Below are 23,092 nucleotides of genomic sequence, written 5' to 3'. Positions count from 1 at the left end.
ATTCTATTTCTAACTTCTTCTTTTAATACTTGTGCCATAGCACACCTCTTTCTATGTTAATACTGAATTTATATTTAATAATAAATTATAATTCAATATTTGTCAAGATGCCTATAGAAAACATATCGACAACCTTTAAGAGCTTTAGATATTCTGCTTCACTACGCAAACTATCTCGTTTTGCAAGCTACATAATGTTATGAAAATCATTTATTTGCATTTTTATCTTCTTCTTTTCTCCAAACAAAACTCTAATCACCTTTTGATTCTGTAATTTTGTTTATTTTAATTCATCACTACCCATTTACCTGATTTGGTAGAGCCTTCTCTTTTAATCTTACCGTCTGCTCTTAATTTTTTTATGTGATAACGAACTCCGTCAAAAGAAACATTTAAATGTTCCGCAATTTGTTTTGCTGTAATATTTGGCTCCATAATCATCAATTCAATAATTCTATTCGGTACGGATTTCTCAATTTTTAAGTTCTTTATTAAGATACTGCCGTCTATCAAAACTTCTATCCCTATTAAGAGCTTCGATAGTTACAGTAGGAAGTGGCCTGTTATAGTTTACAAAAGAAATTCTATCCTTGTAAATATATATTCCTACAAATGGACGCTCTTTATCATTCACTTAATAAGTGAATTGTAATATTCAGTAAAAACATAGTAATAATGTACTCGTTCATCCACTTTCATGTTGTTACCACGAATAATTTAGGTTAAATGTATACCAATTATAGTGGCTCTTGTATCAAGAACAGCTTTCCACCTGTTCCACCAAATCTAAAATAAGCTCAGAAAAGCTCTCTGCAATTTCCTCAAGGTCAGTATAGTCATTATTATATCCACGCACTTTACCACTTTCCAAGTCTATAAATACGATGCTTCCGTCACCTAATCCTCCGACAGGAAAGGCTTTCCCGTGTTCACATCCGCTCATATACTCCTCATATGCTTCTTCAAAGAATTTATAGTTTTCCTCCAGCTCCTTTAAGTCAAAAATCCACGGTTCCGCCAAATAGCAACCTCCCATGTTAAGTAGCAGCCAACGGTACTCTGACGGTATGGAGTCATAATTTGATTCAAACTTTTTTATATTATCCTCAGACTCCGGCCTGATACCTTTTGTGAACACACTTGCTTCGTAAGCCGCCTTAATCCTGTCAAAGTGTTTTTCTAAAACAATATTACACATTTTCGCTCCTTAATGAAATTATAGATGCTTTATTATATAGAGATTGACATTCCCTTATTTCTTAGCTTATCCCTTAAAATGTAGTATATTTTAAGGGATAAAAATAATATATCATTGCCTCTCCAACAATGCCACAGTCTCCGCATGCTTCGTATGGCAAAAGCAATCAAATACCATCCCTTTCTCAAATCTGTACCTTTGCTTCTTGAAAACTTCCAAATCCCTTGCCAGTGTCTCCGGATTGCAGGAAACATATACCACTTTCTTCGGTTTCAGCCTGCCTACCGCGGCTATAAACTCCTCTGTGGAGCCGGTTCTTGGGGGATCTAATATTACAACATCTATCTTTTCATTAGCTGCCGCCAAATCGTTTATAAAGTGGGTTGCATCTGCATTATAGAATTTTACATTCTTTATATTGTTTATCTTCGCATTTGTGATAGCATCTTTGTGGGCATCCTTATTCAGCTCCACAGATATTACTTCCTTTACGGACTTTGACGCAATCAGTCCGATAGTTCCAATTCCGGAATAGGCATCAAGCAGTATCTCATCCCCTTGCAAACCGGCATACTCTATTGCCTGAGAATAAAGCTTTTCAGTCTGGTCTCTGTTTACCTGATAGAACGACTTCAGTGAGATCTTGAATGTAAGTCCACATAGTTCATCTGTGATGTAGCCCTTTCCATACATCACTATTTCCCTGTCACCAAGTACCATACTGGTGTTTTTATTGTTTATATTTTGAACTATTGTAGTTATCTCGGGATGTTCTCCTCTAAGTACCTTTATAAAGGCGTTCTTATTTGGGAATATTACATTCGAGGTCACCAAAACCACCATAATCTGACCGCTTTTCTTGCCTACACGTATCAGCACATGGCGCAAGAAGCCGAAGCCTGTGTCCTCATCATATGCCTTTATTTTAAATGAAATACACATTTTTTTGATGGTCTGTATGATACTTCCCGCCTTCTCATCTTCAATCAGACAGTTTTTTGTATCCACAACTCTGTGTGAATTCTTTTCGTAGGTGCCTGCAATGATTTTCTTGTTTTCAAAGCCGAAAACCGCGCTTACTTTGTTCCTATAATGATAGGGATTGTCCATTGAGACAATCCCGTCAAACTTGCCATACTTTTTTATCAAAAAATTTGCATTCTCAAGCTTTTCTTTGACATGCTTATCATATGGGCTGTTTATATAATCGCAGCCTCCGCATTTTTTTGCGACACTGCATTTTAAATCCTTTTTGGACTTTAAATTTCCTTTGTTACTTCTTTCAGCCATGCCTTCTCTTCTTCATTTAATCCGCCGGATATGGAATCATAGACTTGTTTTTGATAATTATTATAAAATTCTATATCTCTCTTTGTCATTACATCCACCAAAAGCGGCTCATTGTCAATAGGTGCCATTGTAAGCGGTTCAAATCCTAAAAATCCTTCTCCCTTGTCCACTACAGTCATCAAAATTTCCATTCTGATACCGTGCTTGCCGCTTATATATACGCCCGGCTCATCACTCATTATCATTCCCGGCTCAAACTCAAGATTTCTGTATACATCTTTATTTATCTTGTTTCTGATAGATGTAGGCATCTCATGTACAGTATTTACAAAACCTACACCGTGACCTGTACCGTGATTATAGTCAAGACCGTACTCCCAAAGTGCTTCTCTTGCCTTTATATCAAGACATACTCCTATAGCGCCTCTTTTAAATGTGGTATTTAAAAGTCTAAGCATACCGATGGTTACAAGTGTATAGTGAAGCTTTTCCTCATCGGTATTTTCTCCAAGAGAAATTGTTCTTGTAACATCTGTGGTACCGTCCTTATATGTGGCACCCGAATCAAACAAATAAAGTCCTTTAGCTTCAAGCTTCTTTGCGGTCTCATACTCAGCCTCGTAGTGAACTATTGCACCGTTGTCCGCATATCCAGAGATAGTAGGGAAGCTTAAATCAAGGAAGAGTTCATCTTCTCTTCTTAGATTGTAAAGGTAGTCTGAAGCGGTCTTCTCTGTAAGATTTGCTCCGTTTTTTACCTGATTTTTCAGCCAATAGATATACTTTGCCATGTATACACCGTCTCTTAGATGTGACTTCTTTGTATTGGCAACTTCCACTTCGTTCTTTATATTCTTCAGATATGTTACTGGACTTAACACTGAGTAGAGCTTGTTGGCATTTTCTTTTTTACTTATAGAGATAAAAGTCTTATAGCTTACATCAGCCTCATCAAAGAGTATCTCTTTGTGAGAAATACCTGCCACGGTCTCATCAAAATCGTCATAAGGCTTTATTTCAATACCGTTTTTCTTAAGGTATTCTCTTACTTCGTCAGTCAGTGACTTATCCTGTATAAATATAGTCGCTCTGTCCTTTTCAAGTATAAAATAAGATAAAAACAGCGGATTGCACTGTATATCAAAAGCTCTAAGGTTTGTAAGCCATGCGATATCGGACAGTGAAGAGATTATAAGCAAATCCTTTCCGTTCATCCTCTCTCTGACTTCATTTATCTTGGTACTTGCCGACTTTCCTGCATACTTTTCATCCAATATAAATACCTTTGTATGCGGCTTTTCAGGTCTGTCAAGCCATATTTCATTTGTGATATCTTTTCCGATTTTTAGCTTAACACCGTTTTTTACCACCTTGCCTGCAATGACCTTGCCCTCAGAAAAGCTGAGTACCGACCCGTTAAATCCGAGTACTTCACCGCTCTTTAACTTTTTTTCAAGCAATTCATCCAAAGTAGGTACTCCTGACTCGCCCATCTTCATAAGTGTAATACCTGAGTCCTTAAGCTCACTTTCCGCCTGCAAAAAATATCTTCCGTCAGTCCAAAGATAAGCTTCTTCCTTAAGAACAAGCAGTGTTCCCGCACTTCCTGTAAATCCGCTTAGAAATCTTCTGCATTTGTCATATTCTGTAGGATATTCACTTTGATGTGCATCGGAAGAAGGGGATATCCATGCGTCTATCCCCTCTCTTTGCATTACTTTTCTCAAATCAACAATTGTCGCTCTCATAATGCTCCTTTCACAATACCTTGGCTTAAGCTTGCCAAGGTATTGCATAATCTATTTAGTATTTATATAACCGAACTTTTCCAGTGCATTATAGACTCCGTTATCTGTAATATCATCGGTAACATAGTCCGCATATTTTTTTAGTTCCTCTATTGCATTGCCCATAGCTATTCCAAATCCTGACTCCTCTATTATTTCCTTGTCATTCATAGAATCACCGAAGGCAACCGTATCCTTGATGTCAATATTATAATATTTACACAGTAACTTCAAGCCCTCGGCCTTGCTTGCACATTTCTCTATAACATCGGCTCCGAACATTCCGGCAAAAAGCGGAAGCTTAAGAGTAGGGAAGTTTTCTTCTATCTCCTTTGCACCGCTTGGAGGACCTACATATGTAAGTGTCCTTACAGGCAAATCAAACAACTCCTCGGGAAGGTAAAACTTTCTGAAGCTCTCTCCCCATCTCTTTTTGTCATAATCATCTATTACATTTTGATTGAAATAATAGTCCTTATCTTCCAATGTAAGGCCCAATGCACAGTCCTTACCTTCTACAAACTTTGCAAGCCTTTTTAAAACATCCTTGTCAAAGAAATGTTCAAAAAGCTTTTCTTCTCCCACCTTTACCAAGGTACCGTTCAGTCCGATTACCGCATCCGGTTTTACTATATCCACAAATTGCTTACTGTCACTGTTTTCAGGATTTCTTCCTGTAGCAAGGACTATGACATGACCCTGCTCCTTCAGTCTTTCTATAGCTAAAAGAGCGGAAGGTGTTATCTTATAAGTCTTATGCTCTAAGAGTGTCATATCAATATCAAAACTGAAAATTTTTCTATTTTGCATTATCCAACCTTAACTTAGTGAGATGCCAAATATCTCTTACATACTCCTCGATAGTTCTGTCAGATGAGAACTTACCTGCGTTGGCAGTCTGTGTAAGTGCCATCTTTGCCCATCTCTTCTTATCTTTATAGGCTTTCTCCACTTCCTCATGTGCTTTGGCATAGCTTCTGAAGTCCTTAAGAATAAAGTATACATCCGCTCTGTCATTGCCCTGCTTCTTTAAAAGTGAATCATAGATTTCTCTAAACTCCTCGGTATTGTTCGGAGAATAGAATCCGTTTACAAGCTGCATAAGCACCGTTCTGATTTCAGTATCGGAGTTGAAGATAGTCATAGGGTCATATCCGCCGTTGTTCTCATAGGCGATTACCTCATCTGAAGAAAGTCCGAAGATAAACGCATTATCTCTTCCAACTTCTTCCACTATTTCCACATTTGCACCGTCCATAGTTCCTAAGGTAGGTGCTCCGTTTAACATAAATTTCATATTTCCGGTACCTGAAGCCTCTTTACTTGCCGTGGAAATCTGCTCACTGACATCCGCCGCAGCGAAGATTATCTCGGCATTGGATACCTTATAATCCTCTATAAATACCACCTTTATCTTACCGTTTATGCTCTTGTCATTATTGATGACATCCGCTACTGAATTTATAAGCTTAATAGTCTGCTTTGCTCTTCTGTATCCTGCCGCAGCCTTTGCTCCGAAGATAAATGTTCTCGGATACATATCGAAGTTATCATCATTTTTAAGCTTATTATAAAGATACATTACATGAAGGATATTTAAAAGCTGACGCTTGTACTCGTGAAGTCTCTTTACCTGTACATCAAAGATGGAATTCGGATCCACATCTATACCGTTATGTTCCTTAATATACCTTACAAGTCTTAATTTATTTTGATATTTAATCTCCATAAACTCTTCCAAAGACTTGTCATCGTTTAAATACTGCTTTAAGCCTGAGAGCTGTGGTAAATCTGTAATAAATTTATCACTTCCAAGTTTCTTTGTAATCCAATCGGTTAAAAGAGGATTTGCATGTACAAGGAATCTTCTCTGTGTGATACCGTTTGTCTTATTGTTGAACTTCTCAGGCATCATCTCATAGAAATCCTTCAGTTCCTGATGCTTCAGTATCTCTGTATGAAGCTTTGCCACACCGTTTACTGAAAATCCGGCAACTATAGCCATATATGCCATTCTGACCTGACCGTCATAGAGTATTGCCATCTTCTTTTCTTTTTCAGCGGCATTATTTGGATATCTGTCTCTTATCTGCATTACAAATCTTTTGTTTATCTCTTCCACTATCTGATAAACTCTTGGAAGTAAAGACTTAAACAGATCAATAGGCCACTTTTCAAGCGCCTCGGACATGATGGTATGATTGGTATATGCCATACATCTGCTTGTGATATTCCATGCCTCATCCCAGTTCAGACCTTCCTCATCCAAAAGAAGTCTCATAAGCTCAGGTATTGCAACAGTCGGATGTGTATCATTCAGCTGGAATACCACCTTCTCCGGCAGCATATGTATATCGCTGTGAGTTGACTTGAACTTATCAAGCGCTCTTTGAAGGCTGGCTGAGATAAAGAAGTACTGCTGCTTTAACCTAAGCTCCTTACCCGCATAGTGATTATCATTCGGATAAAGCACCTCTACAAGAGTCTTTGCAAGGTTTTCCTGCTCAAGTGCCTTTTGATAGTCACCCTTATCAAACTGCTCAAGGCTGAAGTTTGTAATAGCCTCCGCATCCCAGATACGAAGTGAATTTACCATTCCGTTCTCATATCCGAGTACCGGCATATCATAAGGTATAGCCTTTACCGAACCGTAGTTTTCCTGTATAAACTTCTCCTTACCGTCTACATTCTCGACTCTTACATTTCCGCCGAATTTTACAATATAAGAGTATTCGCTTCTCTTTATTTCAAAAGGATATCCGTTTTTGATCCAGTCATCCGGAACTTCCTTTTGATATCCGTTCTCTATCTTTTGCTTGAACATACCGTAGTGGTATCTGATACCGCAGCCGTATGCCGGATAATTCAGTGTCGCAAGTGAATCAAGGAAGCATGCGGCAAGTCTTCCAAGACCTCCGTTTCCAAGTGCAGGATCGCTCTCCTGATCTTCTATATCTGTAAGGTCAAATCCGAGCTCCTCTAAAACCTGTGCCACTTCTTTTCTTGCACCCAGGTTTATGATATTGTTGCCAAGCGCTCTGCCTATCAAAAACTCCATTGAAAGGTAGTATAAAATCTTTGCATCCTGCTTATCATATGCCTTATGTGTATTTATCCATTCATCTATGACAGTATCTTTTATGGCATAGGAAAGAGCATAAAAAACCTGCTCTTTACTCGCCTCGTCTATAGTCTTTCTGTACAATACCTTTACATTATCTTCTATAGCCTTTTTTAATTCCTTAGCGTTCATCATCGTAAGTACATCTAACCTTTCTTACTTACTCCAAGGGATGTGTGTTCTCCGTTCAAGTTCCAATCTTTAGTGTATCCCTCTACATTGTTATAAACTATCTCATCTGCTAATGTATCATTCTTTATAACAGCTTCATTTCTCTTTATTATCTCGGCAATTCTGTCATTTTTCGACTGTGAAAGTACTATATGATCAACGACCTCAAAGCCGGCCTCTTTTCTCATTGTCTGAATCTTTGAAATAAGCTCTCTTACAAATCCCTCTTCAAGTAGTGCGTCGTCAAGTCTGATATCAAGTACTACAGTCACCTTGTTGTCGGCTTCCGTAACGAAGTTGTCGTTCTTTGCAGTCTCAATAAGTAAATCTTCTCTGCCAAGTACCACCTTCTCACCGTCAAAGTCGAAGTTTAATGCTCCGTCAGTGTTAAGTTCCTGCATTGCCTTATGTCCGTCAAGATTAGAAAGCGCTTCTTTTATCTTACCTAGAAGCTTGCCGTACTTAGGTCCGACCGTTTTTAACTGCGGCTTGAATGAGTAGCTTACAAACTCTTCCACATCATCCTTAAACTCTACAGCCTTAACATTAAGCTCATCCTCTATAATCTCAACATAGAAAGGACTAAGTACATTCTCAGCCTTAACATACATATTTCCGATAGGCTGACGATTCTTTATATTAGCGGAATTTCTTGCAGCTCTACCAAGTACCACTATATCAAGAACCTCGTCCATGCTTACTTCAAGATCTTTGTCGATAAATTCCTCATTTACCTTAGGGAAATCTGTAAGGTGAATACTTTCAGGCGCAGACTTATCCACACTTCTTACAAGATTTTGATAAATCTCTTCAGTCATAAAAGGTATCATAGGTGCTGAAATCTTTGAAAGAGTGATAAGTGCCGTATAAAGAGTCATATATGCATTTATCTTATCCTGCTCCATACCCTTTGCCCAGAATCTCTCTCTACATCTTCTTACATACCAGTTACTCATATCGTCTGTGAAGCTTTGAAGTGCTCTTGCAGTCTCTGTTATCTTATAGTTGCCAAGATATTCGTCAACAGTCTTTACCAATGTGTTAAGCTTTGACAAAAGCCACTTATCCATTACACTGAGTTTGTCATACTCCAAGCTGTACTTTGTAGGGTCAAAGTTGTCAATATCCGCATAAAGTACATAGAAAGCATATGTATTCCAAAGTGTACCGAGGAACTTTCTCTGTCCTTCCTCAACCGCCTTGTCATGGAATCTGTTCGGAAGCCACGGAGCGGAATTTACATAGAAATACCATCTGATGGCATCCGCACCGAACTTGTTCAGTGCATCCATAGGGTCTACAGCATTTCCCTTTGACTTACTCATCTTCTGGCCGTCTTCATCCTGCACATGACCCATTACGATAACGTTCTTATACGGCGCTCTGTTAAATATCAGTGTCGATATTGCAAGCAGCGAATAGAACCATCCTCTGGTCTGATCCACAGCCTCCGAGATAAAGTCTGCCGGATACTGTGCTTCAAACTTCTCTTTATTCTCAAACGGATAATGATGCTGTGCAAAAGGCATTGAACCTGAGTCAAACCATGCATCCAGTACTTCAGGAGTTCTTCTCATCTCCTTTCCGCACTCAGGACAGGTAATTGTCACTGCATCAATATAAGGTCTGTGAAGTTCTATATCTTCAGGACAGTTCTTTGACATGGACTTAAGTTCTTCAATGCTTCCGATACTGTGCATATGTCCGCATTCACAAATCCAAACATTAAGAGGTGTACCCCAATATCTGTTTCTTGATACAGCCCAATCCTGAATATTCTCAAGCCAATCACCGAATCTTCCCTTACCTATGCTCTCAGGTATCCAGTTGATTGTATTGTTGTTTCTTATTATATCTTCTTTTACCGCCGTCATCTTGATATACCAAGACTCTCTTGCATAGTAGATAAGCGGTGTATTACATCTCCAGCAGTGAGGATAGCTGTGCTCAAATACAGGTGCGTCAAAGAGCTTTCCGTTTTCCTCAAGGTCTTTTAATACAAGCTTATCGGCATCCTTTACAAATACGCCTTCCCACTTTGTCTCTTTTGTAAGATTACCCTGTGCATCTACAAGCTGAACAAAAGGAAGATTATAGTTTCTTCCTATTCTTGAGTCGTCCTCACCGAATGCGGGAGCTATATGTACAATACCTGTACCGTCTGTAAGAGTTACATAGCTGTCACATACCACATACCATGCCTTACCCTTTACATTAAGTCCGCCCCAAAGCGGCTCATACTCAATGCCTTCAAGTTCCTTACCCTTATATGTTTCAAGTACGGTATAGTCATCTTTTAAAACTGTTTCAACCAATGCACTCGCAAGAATATATGTATAATCTCCCTGCTTTACCTTTGAATACTCTTCGTCAGGATTTACACAAAGAGCCACATTACTTGGCAATGTCCAAGGTGTTGTGGTCCATGCAAGGAAGTATACATTCTCATCCTTTTTCTTAAATCTTACAATAGCGGATCTTTCCTTTACATCCTTATATCCCTGTGCCACCTCATGGCTTGAAAGCGGTGTTCCGCATCTTGGGCAGTAAGGTACTACCTTAAATCCTTTATAAAGAAGTCCCTTATCCCAAATCTGCTTAAGTGCCCACCACTCCGACTCTATATATGAGTTGTGGTATGTTACATACGGGTCGTCCATATCCGCCCAGAAGCCTATTACATTTGAGAACTGCTCCCACATGCTCTTATACCTCCAAACAGACTCTTTACACTTCTCTATAAAAGGTGCAACTCCGTATTTTTCTATCTGCTCTTTTCCGTTGATGCCGAGTTCTTTCTCAACTTCTATCTCCACAGGAAGTCCATGTGTATCCCAACCTGCTTTTCTCGGAACTTTGTAGCCTTTCATTGTCCTGTATCGTGGAATCATATCCTTGATAACTCTTGTAAGTGCATGTCCTATATGCGGCTTTCCGTTGGCTGTAGGCGGTCCGTCATAGAACATATATGTCGGAGCATCTTTTCTGTCTTCGATACTTTTTTCAAAAATATGGTTGTCACGCCAAAACTTCTCAACTTCTCTTTCTCTCTCCACAAACTTTAGATCTGTAGGTACTTTTTTATACATAAAAATCCTTTCTTTGTAAGCCGGATTATAAAAAAGACCTGTCCTGTAACAGGACAAGTCAAAAACTTATAAACCACCTTTACAACATACTGTCATATGTGCTCCTATAACGGGGAAACCGGCTCACCCTACTGATATTTCAGGCGGCAACTCGGGAGTGATCTTCACTCTTGACTCCATACCGGTCTTTCACCGTCACCGGCTCGCTGAAATTTCTGTCAAGAACTACTCTCTCCGTCTCAGTCTTTATAACTAGGGATATTATAATCACTTGTAGATATTCTGTCAATGCCGCAAATCACAGCAGCGGCATTATATAAGTTGTCCAGATATGGCTTATCGGCATTGCAAGTATCATAGCCGGTATCATATCTGCCACCGGAAACATCTTTACCTTTATCATTCTGAAACTTGTGGCAAGCAGTATTATTCCGCCTACCGCCTTAAAATCGTCAACCATCTCAGGTGTTGTATAGGGCATAATCATTCCTCCGCATGAAAACAGTGTAAAGAATATAATAAACTGCGGTATGGCAATAAACGATACCACAGGTCCCAACAGACATGAAAAAATCATAGCGGTAAATAAATCAAGTATTGCCTTTGATATAAGTAAAGTGTGATCGCCGCTCATTCCCGATACTATAGAACCGTAGATACCTGTTCCGCCTGCACAAAACAGCACTATAATGGTAAGCAGCATTTCATCGTATTCCTTATCCGATATATCGCTCTCTTTTCTTTTTACAAGTCCGAATATCAGATTTTTTAAAAGCACTCCAAGCCTGTTTATCAGATCTCCGAAATGAATTATAAGACCTATTGTAGTACCTGCAACAGTGGCGAATATAACCGCCGGCATATTTTTCATAAGCATTACACTTGTAATACCCATTGCCAAAGCACAGGCTCCGAATACCATGTTTATTTTTTCCTTAAAATCAACACTCAAATACTTTCCGAACAATGTTCCCAATATTCCACCAATTATAATTGATGACGAACAAAATATAACTCCTATCGGCATTTTTTCTCCTCTCATTCACGACATATATAATAATGTAATATTTAACTTATGTCCAACGAAATTCCGGAATAAATTTTATATGAAGATTCAAATTCTAATATTACTTATAGTTATACTTAACATTCCATTTTTTCTAAATTTTAAACAGAAATATTTTGCTAAAATCTCTGTTTTTGTAACCTAAATTTTTTATGAATCAAGCATCACCATTATTTATTTATAATTGTTTTTCTTAATTATTTTTTTATTTTATTTCCATATTATAGACACAATTATTCATTATATTATAGGAGCATTAGCGAATGGCTAATGCAGGTTTCAGAATTACTGGAACTACAAAGCTTTTTCATACTCATACCGGACAGTTTAACTGTCCGGCCCCCCTAAAAATGTTAAACCACCTTTTTCCCGGGTGGTTTTTTCGTATATTGAATTTGAAACCGAGTTTCTTTATTGTTAGAAATGTAGTAATGTTCTGAAAGCACTTTCAAAACATCTGCGTTTTAATATTTCTTATACGCATATAAAAAAGAGCCTACTTTAAAGTAAGCCCCTATCTTAAAATCATTATTTCATTAAAATCTATATATTACGCTGTCATTGCAAGCTTTCCGTCTACAACCTGAATGACCTTGGTCGGACATTTAGCCGCACATTTTCCACAGTTTATACACTTGGAATAATCTATAAGCGCAACATTTCCGTTCATATGTATTGCATCGCTCTCACAAGCCTTTACACACATAGTACATGCGATACATCCTACCTCACATACTTCCTTAACAGCTTTACCCTTATCCTGTGAGTTACACTGTACAAATGTAAATGTCTCATAAGGTACAAGGTCGATAAGCTTCTTAGGACAGGCCTCAACGCATTTGCCGCAGGCAACACATTTTTCTCTGTCTACAAGCGCAATACCGTCCACTATATGTATAGAATCGAACTCACAAGCCTTTACACATGAACCGAATCCCATACAGCCGTAGCCGCAAGCTTTACCGCCCTGACCCGGTACATTCATAGCTGAATTACAGTCTGTAATACCGAAATATGTAAAGTTTTGCTTTGCCTTGTCACAAGTACCCTTACATTTTACAAATGCAACCTCTTTTACGGCTTCTCCTGCGCTTACACCCATAATCTCACCGATAACGGCCGCTACAGGAGGTCCTCCTACAGGACATTTATTTACAGGCGCCTCACCTGCCGCAATAGCCTTTGCAAGACCGTCACAACCCGGATAACCGCAACCGCCGCAGTTGTTTCCGGGTAACGCTTCTCTTACCGCTATCTCTTTTTCATCCACCTCTACTTTAAACTTCTCGCTGGCAACTCCAAGTAGGAGACCAATAAGAATACCGACTATACCGACTACAGCCGCAGCAATAATTACACCGTTCATATCTTTCCTCCTATTTTATAAGTCCTGAGAATCCTGTAAAGGCAATAGCCATAAGACCTGCTGTGATAAGGACAATAGGCATACCTGATACGGTGTGAGGAATATCATTGTGTTCAATCTTCTCTCTTACACCTGAAAGTAATACTATTGCCAAAGCAAAACCGCTGGCTGTACCTACACCATATACCAAGCTCTGTGCAAAATTGTACTCTTTTGCAACATTGTCAAGTGCCACACCGAGCACTGCACAGTTGGTCGTAATAAGAGGCAGGTATACACCGAGCGCCTCATAAAGTGAAGGCATATTTTTCTTTAAAACCATCTCAACAAACTGTACCAAAGCTGCAATAACCAAGATAAATACGATAGTTTGCAGATATTCAAGATGCAGCGGTATCAAAATATGTGCATATATAAGACTTGCCGCCATACTTGAAAGAGTGATAACGAATATAACCGCTGCACCCATACCTACAGAAGTCTCCGTCTTTTTTGATACACCGAGGAAAGGACACAGTCCCAAGAATCTGCTGAGCACTACATTGTTTACGAGTGCCGCACTAACCAAAAGTAAAATCAGTTGAGTCATTATTTACCCTCCCCCGTATTTTCATTTTCTTTTGCGGCCTTTGCCTTAGCAAGAGCCTCTTCTTTTTTCTTCTTTGCTTCAAGTTCTTTCTTTTCAAGATCCTTATCAATAGTGATATGGTTTTCAAGCTTAGCCTCACCGAAGCAAGCCGCACAGTTACCTCCACATGCTATCTCCGATGTATTACCTGTATTTGTAGCACTTGGAGCCTTGAAATGATTTTGTAATGCTGAAAGCAGAGCAAGTACAAAGAATGCACCCGGTGCAAGTACAAATATGGAAATTCTGTATCCGTCAGGAATAATTACTATACCGTTCGGGAATGATGCCGCAGGTAAAAATCCTTTTAAGAAAGTACCTCCACCTATAAGCTCTCTCACGATTCCTATACATGAGAGTGAAAGTGTGAATCCCAGACCCATTCCAAGTCCGTCAAAGAATGAAGGGAGTGCAGGGTTCTTTGAAGCATAACTCTCCGCTCTACCAAGAATAATACAGTTAACAACTATAAGCGGTATATAGATACCCAATGACTTATAAAGTTCAGGTGTATAGCCCTGCATTAAAAGCTGTACCACTGTAACCAAAGACGCAACGATAACTATAAACGCAGGGATTCTCACTCTGTCAGGTATTATATTTCTCATTGCTGAGATAATCAAATTTGAAAACATTAAAACGGCTGTTGTAGAAAGTCCCATACCGATAGCATTTACAAATGATGTGGTAACTGCAAGTGTAGGACACATACCTAACATCAGAACAAAGGTAGGATTTTCTTTGAATATACCGTTATATAAACGCTCTAAACTCTTGTTCATATTTCCTCCTTATTCCAATATTGAATTAAAGTAAAGCGCTGCATTGACAGCATTTGTAACGGCACTGCTTGTGATGGTTGAACCGCTTATAGCAGCGATTTCATTGTCACCGCTTGCACTGCCCTTTACAAGCTTAAACTCTTTTGTATTTTTGTTTGCATACTGAGAGTAGAAATCTTTTTCTCCGGCTCTCATACCAAGTCCCGGTGTCTCAGCCAATGTAAGGAATGTAATTCCCACTACCGTACCGTCAGATTTAATACCTACTGAAAGCTGAACGGTACCATTGTAGCCGTCCTTTGATGTTGCGGTAATAACTCTTCCGACATTGTTTCCGGAGGCATCCTTTGCATCCACAACTTCGTCAATATTTACATGACCGAAGCCCTTACCTGATATTTCATCTGCAGTCTCCGCAATCTTTGCTGTTTCCGCATCGCTTGCCTCAAAGTCCTTTGCATCCGGGAAAACCACTGCATAAGCTTCATTCTTTGCAGCCTTTGCGGCTGCCGCTATAGGTGCCTTTGTAATATCATATACAAAGCCCAGTATAAGTCCTGAAATAAGGGTTATAGCAAATAAAATAATCGCATCTTTTATAAATCCTGATTGCTTTTTCATGCCTTCTTTGCCTCCCTTCCGAATGCCTTAGGTAATGTTGCTTTTTCAATCAAAGGTGCAACGATATTTCCGATAATGATTGCGTATGATACACCTTCCGCATTACCTCCGAAAAGTCTGAACAATCCTGTCAATATACCTATAAATACAGCGAAGTAAACCTGTCCCATCTTTGTGACCGGAGTACTTACATAGTCTGTTGCCATAAAGAACGCACCGAAGATAAGTCCGCCGCCAAGTACATGATAAAGTACTGTTGTAGGATTGTGGTCACCGAAGATAAATACAAATACCGCTACAGTTGCAATATATATAAGAGGTATTCTGAGTGAAATAACCTTTCTTACCACCAAATAGATTGCACCTATAAGAAGCGCAATTGTTGAAACCTCTCCTATTGTTCCCGGTATTCTGCCGAGGAAAATATTCAAAAGCTTGTACTGATCAAGTGCCTTCTCTATACCGTTTGCTCTTAAAAATCCGAGCGGTGTAGGTGTTGATGTTGAATCAAACTTTAGTGCCGTAGAGCTGAAGTTTGTCATAGCTCCCGCAAATGATATAAGCATAAAGCATCTTGCGGCAAGTGCCGGATTCATAAAGTTCTGTCCGAGTCCGCCGTAGAGCTGCTTTACAACAATTATTGCAAACACACCGCCAAGTATAGGCATCCACACAGGAATCTGCGGCGGCATATTGAGGGCTAATATAAGTCCTGTAACTACAGCTGAAAAATCTCCTATAGTTATCGGTTTATTCATAAATTTCTCATATAAGTATTCAGCAAGTACACATGAAAGAACTGTACATATAACAACTATAAGTGCAGAAATACCGAATTGAAAGCATCCGAAAGCCAATGTCGGAATCATTGCAATGCAGACATCCTTCATGATACCGGCAGTAGATGAATTGTCCCTTACATGAGGAGATGATGAAACATTAAATTTGCTTGCCATTATTTCCCCTCCTTCTTTGCCGCTGCAGCTCTTCTCTTTGCCGCCACAGCCTGACGCATATATTTAAATCCTTGTGTAAGCGGTCTCTTTGCCGGACATACATAGGCACATGAACCGCATTCCACACATTCCATACCGTTTAACTTCTCAAACCCCTCGGTATCATCTGCAAGTGCCTTTTCCATCATAAGCACAGGAACAAGGAAGCTTGGACAAGCGTCAACACATCTTCCGCATTTGATACAAGGTGTCTCAGGATTATCCTCAACTTCATCGTTTACAAATGTTGTTATGGAAGATGATGCCTTTGTGACAGGTATATCCAGTGTAAAGAGCGCCTGACCCATCATAGGTCCTCCGGAAAGAACTTTTCTCGGTTCTTTTTTGAAGCCTCCTGCGGCCTCTATAAGCTCCTGATAGTTCATACCTGTTCTGACTTTGAAGTTCTGCGGTGTTGTAATCGCATCACCTGTTATTGTAACAATTCTTCTGATAAGCGGTGTAGACTCCACTACCGCATTATAAATAGATATAACGGTATCTGTATTGTCCACTATACATCCCACATCCGCAGGCAACTTACTTGAGTTTAACTTTCTTCCTGTACAGGCATAGATAAGTGAACGCTCACCGCCTTGCGGATACTTTGTATAAAGCTCCACCACTTCTATCTTGGACTCGTTTTTCACAAGTTCTCTAAGTTTTTCAATAGCTTTAGGCTTATTGTTTTCAATTCCTATAATACCCTTTGCATTAGGGAAAAGTTGAAGTATAACCTTCAGTCCTCCGACTATTTTTTCAGGTTCTTCCATCATAAGTCTGTAGTCGCTTGTAAGATAAGGCTCACACTCGGCACCGTTTACAATGATATAATCAATCTCATTTTCATTCTTCGGTGAAAGCTTTACATGTGTAGGAAATCCCGCACCTCCAAGACCTACTATACCTGCCGCTTTCACTATATTTCTGATTTCATCCTTAGAAAGCTTGGTGTAATCTCTTTTTTCTCCGAAACCTTCTATTGCACGGTACTCTTTATCATCTTCGATGATAACGGAATTCACCATTGAACCGTTAGCGACTCTTCTCGGCTCGATTTTTTTCACTTTTCCGGACACTGAGCTTACTACATTGGCTGAAATAAATCCTCCGGCCTCTGCAATGATTTGTCCGACCAGCACTTCATCTCCGACAGCCACCAAAGGTTTTGCAGGTGCACCGATATGTTGAACTAACGGAAAAATCATCTCGGAACCCTTTGGTTGTAGCACTGTTATAGGGTGTTCCATTGAAAGTTCCTTACCTTCATACGGATGCACACCACCAATAAATGTAGCTAATCCCATATTTTTCTCCTCTTCCTATCCGGGTAAATAAAATGTAATTTAAAGCAGTATACAGGTACATATAATGTCAACTCACAAGCAGATTACTAAAGCAAATCATAATCTCTTAAAACACAAATAAACCAAGAAGCCGCAAAAATTCTTAGTCAATCGGTATACCGCCGTCAAAAGCGTTTTATCACCCACATTTTTCTTTATTATACCATATTTGTACAAACTTAAAGGTGATTATCAAGAATTTATATTGCACTTTTTTGCATACATTGTGTAAAATTATATACCTTATGTATCTATTGCAAAATATTACGTGATATAAATCCATATATCATCTCTTTACTATACTACACTTAGTCTATAATTTTATACATATAATTTCAATCTAAATAAAAATAATATAGCAAAAATATTTTTTTGAAAACAAAAAAACTATCGCTCTTATTTCTAAAAGCGACAGTTTTTATATTACATCTTATCAGGTGCTTCTATTCCAAGTAAGTTTATAGCTGTTTCAAGTATTTCCTTTGTTAACAGAATAGTTGCCAGATATCCCTTTTTCTTTTTCTCATCACTCTCTGTAAGTATCTTTATCTCATGATAGAATGAATTGAATGTGTTTGAAACCGAATATATAAACTGACATATTCTATGCGGTGCCAGTTCTTCCCATGCCGTCTTCATAACCTCATTGTACTGTGACAATTCCATATACAGCTTTTTATGAATATCTTCTACCGGTACTGTCAAATCATTAAGACTTACCTGTTGTGAACTGCTTTCATAATATTTTTCCAAAATAGACTTTATTCTGACTATTGTATATAGGATATAAGGTCCTGTATTTCCTTCAAATGAAGTAAATCTGTCTATATCGAATATATAGTCCTTTGCAGCCTGATTGCTGAGATCCGCATACTTTATAGCGGCAAGTCCTACAATCTTTGCGGTATTTCTTGCCTCTTCATCAGATATGTCTCGGCTTTGTTTTATCTTTGCAAAAACCTCGTCTGCAATATCACTTATAACAGCTTCCAGACGAACTACGCCGCCGTCTCTGGTCTTTAGAGGCTTGCCGTCCTTACCGTTGATTGTACCGAAACCTATATACTTAAGCTCATGATTATTCGGTACAATCTCGGCTATTCTTGCCACTCTGAAAAACTGTGTATAGTGAAGTTCCTGTCTTTTATCGGCTATATAGATGTACTCATCAGGAGAATAAAGCTTTTCTCTCTCAACAAGAGTTCCGAGGTCCGAGGTCGCATAGAGTGCCGCACCGTCAGACTTTCTGATAATACATGGTGGTAATTCCTTCTTATCTCCCTCCACACCTATATCAACTACAAGTGCACCCTCCGATACTCTTGCAATCTTTCTGTCTTCAAGGTCCTTTATAAGAGCAGGGATGTACGGATCAGCATCCGATTCACCCTTCCAAAGGTCAAAATCCACAAGCAGTGAACCGTAGTTTTTCTTCAAATCCTCTACCGACAAATCCATAATATGCTGCCATATGGCTCTGTAAGGTTTGTATCCCTTTTGAAGCTCCAATGTGGCTTCCTGTGCCCTTTGCTTAAAGTTCTCGTCCACCTTTGATTTTTTGGAGGCTGCAGGATATATCTCCTCAAGATCGTTCAATGTAAACGGCGCCTCCTTAGGATACTCTCCGTCAAAGTCCTTCTTAAAATATACAAGCTCAGGGTTTCTTTCTCTCAGCTCTTCTATTATAAGTCCCATCTGAAGTCCCCAGTCGCCCAGATGCACGTCAGATATCACTTCATTTCCGAAGAATCTTCCCATCCTCTTTAGACACTCACCTATAATGGCCGAACGAAGATGCCCTATATGCAAAGGCTTTGCTACATTTGCACCGCCGTAGTCGATCATTATTTTCTTTGAAGGATTGTCCGGCTCCACTCCGTATTTTTCAGAGTTTGACATATCCTTAATATACTTTTCTATAAAAGCGGCACTTATATTTATATTGATAAATCCCGGCATAACAGCCTCTATTTTATCAAAGCTCTCACTTTCTTTTAAAAGCTCCGCAACTTCATTTGCAATATCAATAGGTTTTTTCTTAAACACCTTAGCAGCCGCCATTGCACCGTTACACTGATACTCACACAGGTCAGGTCTGTTTGAAATATTGACCTTACCGTAATTGTCGTCACCATACAATTTTGCAAAGGCGGATTTTAATTCATCTGAAATCAATTCTATAATTGTCTTCATACTTCTCCACTTGATTATTTACGTTTTGTAAGCCTTTATAAAGGCCTTCGGACTTGACTGTTACAAAAAAGGACGGTCCTAAGACCGCCAAATACTAAATCATTAAACTCTTGATAGATACTCACCTGTTCTTGTATCAATCTTGATCTTATCACCAAGATTTACAAACAGCGGAACATATACGGTAGCACCTGTCTCAACTGTTGCAGGCTTTGTAGCTCCCTGTGCCGTATTTCCGGCAAATCCCGGCTCTGTATCTGTGATTTCCAACTCTACAAACAATGGCGGCTCTACTGAAAATACATTGCCGTTGAATGAACAAATCTTGACCATCTCATTTTCTTTTACAAACTTAAGTGCATCTCCGACCTTGTCCTTGTTGAGTGCTATCTGGTCAAATGTCTCTACATTCATGAAGTTGTACATATCACCGTCTGAATACAGATACTGCATATCCGCTCTGTCAATTCTTGCCTGTGGGAATTTCTCAGTAGGTCGGAAAGTTCTCTCAACAACGCTACCTGTGATTACATTCTTAATCTTTGTACGAACGAATGCAGCTCCCTTTCCCGGCTTAACATGCTGAAACTCAAGAATCTGAAAAACCTGACCCTCCTCAATCTCCAATGTCAAACCATTTTTAAAATCACCTGCTGAAACCATTTATATCTCCTCCTAAACTTTCATGCGATACTCACGATATTTTATAACAATTTTTAATTCAAATCAAGCTAAAATTTACCGTCCGGTAACATTCTTTACTATATATTCCATTGCCAATGTATATCCATCAAGCCCAAGCCCGGCTATCTGTCCGTCACACACGGGCTGTGTAAGTGATTTATGCCTGAACTCCTCTCTGTCGGAGATATTTGATATATGTACTTCCACCTTTATACAGCCAAGACTTTCAAGCGCGTCTCTTATTGCCACACTTGTATGTGTAAATGCCGCAGGATTTATTACAATACCTGCCACATCTTCAAAGTATGCTTCCTGAAGCTTGTCAACTATTGCACCCTCATGATTGCTTTGAAAACATTCCACTTCCACTTTAAGCTCTTTAGCCTTTTCTTCAATCATCTTCAGAAGATAACTGTAGTCCTTATTTCCATAGACTTCCTTGTTTCTGATACCGAGGAAGTTCATATTTACACCGTTTATTACCAAAATCTTCATTTCATTCTCTCTTTTAACTTTTCAGTAAGTAAAACCTTTACCTTTTTGACTACGGTATTATCCGCCTTTACATCATTCCATATCTCAAAGCTTGCAACTCCCTGAAGTATAAGCATATCAAGTCCGTTGATGCATTTTTTATTTGCTTTTAGCATATTTTTGATAAATACAGTCTCAAAAGGAGTGTAGATTAAATCAATTCCGCAGTCACATTTTTCATAGAACCCTGCATCATCTATTATGCACTCATCAATTTTCGGATACATACCCACATTTGTAGTCTGAAATACAAAATAATCGTTATGCTCCAAAACATCTAAATTTTGTTTAAGTTCATCCAATGGCACTACCGATATATTTTTAAAAGTATCACATACCTCTTTTTTCAGCTCATCCGCTCTCTTTACATTTCTGTTTATAAGGGTTATAGACTTTGCACCTTCTTCTACCACCAGATATAATGCAGCCTTTGCCGCACCTCCTGCACCGAGAATTATCACATTCTTACCGTGTATGCTCATTCCGTTAATTTTTATGCTGTGCTTTAAGCCGAGGATATCGGTGTTATAGCCCTTATATCCGCTCTTTACCCTTTTTAGAGTATTTATGGCTCCGATTTTTTTTGCTCTCTCGTCTATGTCGGTTACTATATTCATCATATCTTTTTTGAAAGGAATCGTTACATTAAATCCCTTTATTCCAAGCAGATAAGCGCCGTCTATTGCAGCTTTTATATTATCCGTCACATGAAATGCCACATAGCTCATATCAATATTTATCTCTTTTGCCAAAACGTTTTGTAAAAGCGGTGACAGGCTGTGTTCTATCGGATTGCCTACTATACCGTATACACTTGTACTTGCACTAATCATTGTTTCTTCCTTTTTCTAAAGCTCTTTTATAAAAGAACAATACAATTCTTTCAAGGTGTCTTTTCAAAACTATCTGTATCTCTTCTTTCGGGCTTATGGGATCTACCAGTATGGAATAAACTCCTGCACTGTTTGCTCCCCAGATATCAGTAAAGATCTGATCTCCTATAAAAACAGTCTGATTATCCTTTACTTCAAGCAGCTCCATCGCCTTTATATATCCTCTTTTTGAAGGCTTATTTGCCTTATAAATATATGGTGAATTTACCGCTTTTGCAAACGGAAGCACTCTTTTTTCTTTATTATTCGATATAAGACAGGTCTTAAAGCCTATATCTCTTAAGTTTTTGAAAAAAGCGACATTTGAACTGTCGGCTCTTGTCCCATGTGTGGTAAGAGTATTGTCTATATCAAAAAGTACCGCCCGAACCCCTCTGTTATAAAGCCCCCTGTAGTCAATATCATATATATCTTTTTTGTACAATCTTGGAAAAAGTTTATTCATAAATATCATTTCTTTAAAAGCTTTGCAATTTCATCCATAAAAGTACTTACATCCTTAAACTCTCTGTATACGGACGCAAACCTTACATAGGCCACCTCATCAAGATTTTTCAGTTGTTCCATCACAAGTTCACCTATCGTCCTTGTAGGTATTTCACTGACTTCCATCGCATATATTTGATTTTCTATCTCATCAACGGTCTTTTTAATTTCCGCAGTGGATACAGGCCTCTTATGACAACTTTGTATGATTCCGGCTTCTATCTTTGATCTGTCAAAATTCTCTCTGGACTCGTCCTTTTTTATTACCATAAGAGGTATTGTCTCAAGCTTTTCATATGTGGTAAATCTCTTATTACAGCTCTCACACTGCCTTCTTCTCTTTATTGAAGAGTTATCGTCGGCAGGGCGTGAGTCTATAACCTTTGTATCCTGTGCTTGGCAAAATGGGCATTTCATACGCTAATACGCTATCCTTTATATATTAAAATTCTTTAAGTCCGTCACTTTTGTTGTAGTCAAAAACACCGTCATCATATTCATACGGCAAGTATCTGTAATCATCGTCATAGTCAAGCGAATCGTTATCATAATCAAAGTAGTCAAATACACTGTCATGATTATAGTAATTTCTGTCTGAATCAGGTGAATTTAAAACCGCGATAATAATAAATACCGCGGATATTATAGAAAGTATAAATCCGATTATTGAAAGTATCAAACCTATTACAGCCTTTGCATCCGCTTCGTTACCGTTTCTTGTGGACAGTACAAACAGTACCACTCCTGCTATTCCAAGCGGAAATCCTACACACATACAACATAGTACACAGCTTAGTATTCCCACTATCAAACATGCTACCGAATATTGCTTTTCCAATATT

General features: G+C 38.8%; 21 protein-coding genes. All 21 read right to left on the bottom strand.

The genetic code is table 11. The features are described from left to right. Positions 1-285 precede the first annotated feature (285 nt). Positions 286-513 (bottom strand): winged helix-turn-helix domain-containing protein, encoded by a 228-nt coding sequence (locus ACO6FI_RS07935; protein WP_485456866.1) that lies wholly within the window; start codon positions 511-513, stop codon positions 286-288. Between the two features lie 241 nt (positions 514-754). Continuing rightward, positions 755-1,198, bottom strand: a complete 444-nt coding sequence (locus ACO6FI_RS07930; RefSeq protein WP_485456865.1) for an SMI1/KNR4 family protein — start codon at positions 1,196-1,198, stop codon at positions 755-757. Between the two features lie 111 nt (positions 1,199-1,309). Continuing rightward, positions 1,310-2,488, bottom strand: coding sequence for a 23S rRNA (uracil(1939)-C(5))-methyltransferase RlmD (gene rlmD, locus ACO6FI_RS07925; RefSeq protein ID WP_485456864.1), 1,179 nt, complete (start codon positions 2,486-2,488; stop codon positions 1,310-1,312). Continuing rightward, positions 2,458-4,236, bottom strand: a complete 1,779-nt coding sequence (locus ACO6FI_RS07920) for an aminopeptidase P family protein (protein WP_485456863.1) — start codon at positions 4,234-4,236, stop codon at positions 2,458-2,460. The genes rlmD and ACO6FI_RS07920 overlap by 31 nt, the downstream gene beginning before the upstream one ends. Before the next feature lie 51 nt (positions 4,237-4,287). Next, complete coding sequence (locus tag ACO6FI_RS07915) at positions 4,288-5,085, bottom strand: HAD family hydrolase (protein ID WP_485456862.1); 798 nt, start codon at positions 5,083-5,085, stop codon at positions 4,288-4,290. After that, on the bottom strand, positions 5,075-7,531 hold the full coding sequence (locus ACO6FI_RS07910) for a glycogen/starch/alpha-glucan phosphorylase (RefSeq protein ID WP_485456861.1): 2,457 nt from the start codon (positions 7,529-7,531) through the stop codon (positions 5,075-5,077). The genes ACO6FI_RS07915 and ACO6FI_RS07910 overlap by 11 nt, the downstream gene beginning before the upstream one ends. A gap of 11 nt (positions 7,532-7,542) precedes the next feature. Continuing rightward, positions 7,543-10,656, bottom strand: coding sequence for an isoleucine--tRNA ligase (ileS, locus tag ACO6FI_RS07905; RefSeq protein ID WP_485456860.1), 3,114 nt, complete (start codon positions 10,654-10,656; stop codon positions 7,543-7,545). A gap of 298 nt (positions 10,657-10,954) precedes the next feature. Then, entirely contained in the window at positions 10,955-11,683 is a 729-nt protein-coding gene (locus ACO6FI_RS07900) for a DUF554 domain-containing protein (RefSeq protein ID WP_274969362.1), read from the bottom strand. 589 nt (positions 11,684-12,272) lie between these two features. Continuing rightward, positions 12,273-13,088: an RnfABCDGE type electron transport complex subunit B gene (locus tag ACO6FI_RS07895; protein WP_060931695.1), complete on the bottom strand. Its 816-nt coding sequence runs from the start codon at positions 13,086-13,088 to the stop codon at positions 12,273-12,275. Positions 13,089-13,098: 10 nt separating this feature from the next. Beyond that, the gene (gene rsxA, locus ACO6FI_RS07890) at positions 13,099-13,677 is read right to left on the bottom strand and encodes an electron transport complex subunit RsxA (RefSeq protein WP_298052742.1); all 579 of its coding nucleotides are present in this window, start codon (positions 13,675-13,677) and stop codon (positions 13,099-13,101) included. Next, positions 13,677-14,498, bottom strand: coding sequence for an electron transport complex subunit RsxE (gene rsxE, locus ACO6FI_RS07885; protein ID WP_485456859.1), 822 nt, complete (start codon positions 14,496-14,498; stop codon positions 13,677-13,679). Before rsxE ends, rsxA begins: the two co-directional genes overlap by 1 nt. Before the next feature lie 9 nt (positions 14,499-14,507). Continuing rightward, positions 14,508-15,119: an RnfABCDGE type electron transport complex subunit G gene (locus ACO6FI_RS07880; RefSeq protein WP_485456858.1), complete on the bottom strand. Its 612-nt coding sequence runs from the start codon at positions 15,117-15,119 to the stop codon at positions 14,508-14,510. Further along, on the bottom strand, positions 15,116-16,075 hold the full coding sequence (locus tag ACO6FI_RS07875; protein WP_298052750.1) for an RnfABCDGE type electron transport complex subunit D: 960 nt from the start codon (positions 16,073-16,075) through the stop codon (positions 15,116-15,118). Before ACO6FI_RS07875 ends, ACO6FI_RS07880 begins: the two co-directional genes overlap by 4 nt. Beyond that, positions 16,075-17,421 (bottom strand): electron transport complex subunit RsxC, encoded by a 1,347-nt coding sequence (gene rsxC / locus ACO6FI_RS07870; RefSeq protein WP_485456857.1) that lies wholly within the window; start codon positions 17,419-17,421, stop codon positions 16,075-16,077. Before rsxC ends, ACO6FI_RS07875 begins: the two co-directional genes overlap by 1 nt. A gap of 462 nt (positions 17,422-17,883) precedes the next feature. After that, the gene (gene argS, locus ACO6FI_RS07865; protein WP_485456856.1) at positions 17,884-19,653 is read right to left on the bottom strand and encodes an arginine--tRNA ligase; all 1,770 of its coding nucleotides are present in this window, start codon (positions 19,651-19,653) and stop codon (positions 17,884-17,886) included. Positions 19,654-19,755: 102 nt separating this feature from the next. Beyond that, complete coding sequence (gene efp, locus ACO6FI_RS07860) at positions 19,756-20,316, bottom strand: elongation factor P (RefSeq protein WP_288915809.1); 561 nt, start codon at positions 20,314-20,316, stop codon at positions 19,756-19,758. 75 nt (positions 20,317-20,391) lie between these two features. Then, complete coding sequence (aroQ, locus tag ACO6FI_RS07855; protein WP_485456855.1) at positions 20,392-20,832, bottom strand: type II 3-dehydroquinate dehydratase; 441 nt, start codon at positions 20,830-20,832, stop codon at positions 20,392-20,394. Then, the gene (gene aroE, locus ACO6FI_RS07850) at positions 20,829-21,704 is read right to left on the bottom strand and encodes a shikimate dehydrogenase (protein WP_485456854.1); all 876 of its coding nucleotides are present in this window, start codon (positions 21,702-21,704) and stop codon (positions 20,829-20,831) included. The genes aroQ and aroE overlap by 4 nt, the downstream gene beginning before the upstream one ends. Further along, positions 21,697-22,218 (bottom strand): YqeG family HAD IIIA-type phosphatase, encoded by a 522-nt coding sequence (locus ACO6FI_RS07845; RefSeq protein ID WP_485456853.1) that lies wholly within the window; start codon positions 22,216-22,218, stop codon positions 21,697-21,699. Before ACO6FI_RS07845 ends, aroE begins: the two co-directional genes overlap by 8 nt. Beyond that, positions 22,215-22,667, bottom strand: coding sequence for a transcriptional regulator NrdR (gene nrdR / locus ACO6FI_RS07840; RefSeq protein ID WP_060931703.1), 453 nt, complete (start codon positions 22,665-22,667; stop codon positions 22,215-22,217). The genes ACO6FI_RS07845 and nrdR overlap by 4 nt, the downstream gene beginning before the upstream one ends. Positions 22,668-22,692: 25 nt before the next feature. Then, on the bottom strand, positions 22,693-23,088 hold the full coding sequence (locus ACO6FI_RS07835) for a DUF4190 domain-containing protein (protein ID WP_485456852.1): 396 nt from the start codon (positions 23,086-23,088) through the stop codon (positions 22,693-22,695). Positions 23,089-23,092: the final 4 nt, after the last annotated feature.

The organism is Lachnoanaerobaculum sp., assembly GCF_057250505.1.
This window is presented reverse-complemented; position numbering and strand designations above follow the sequence as displayed.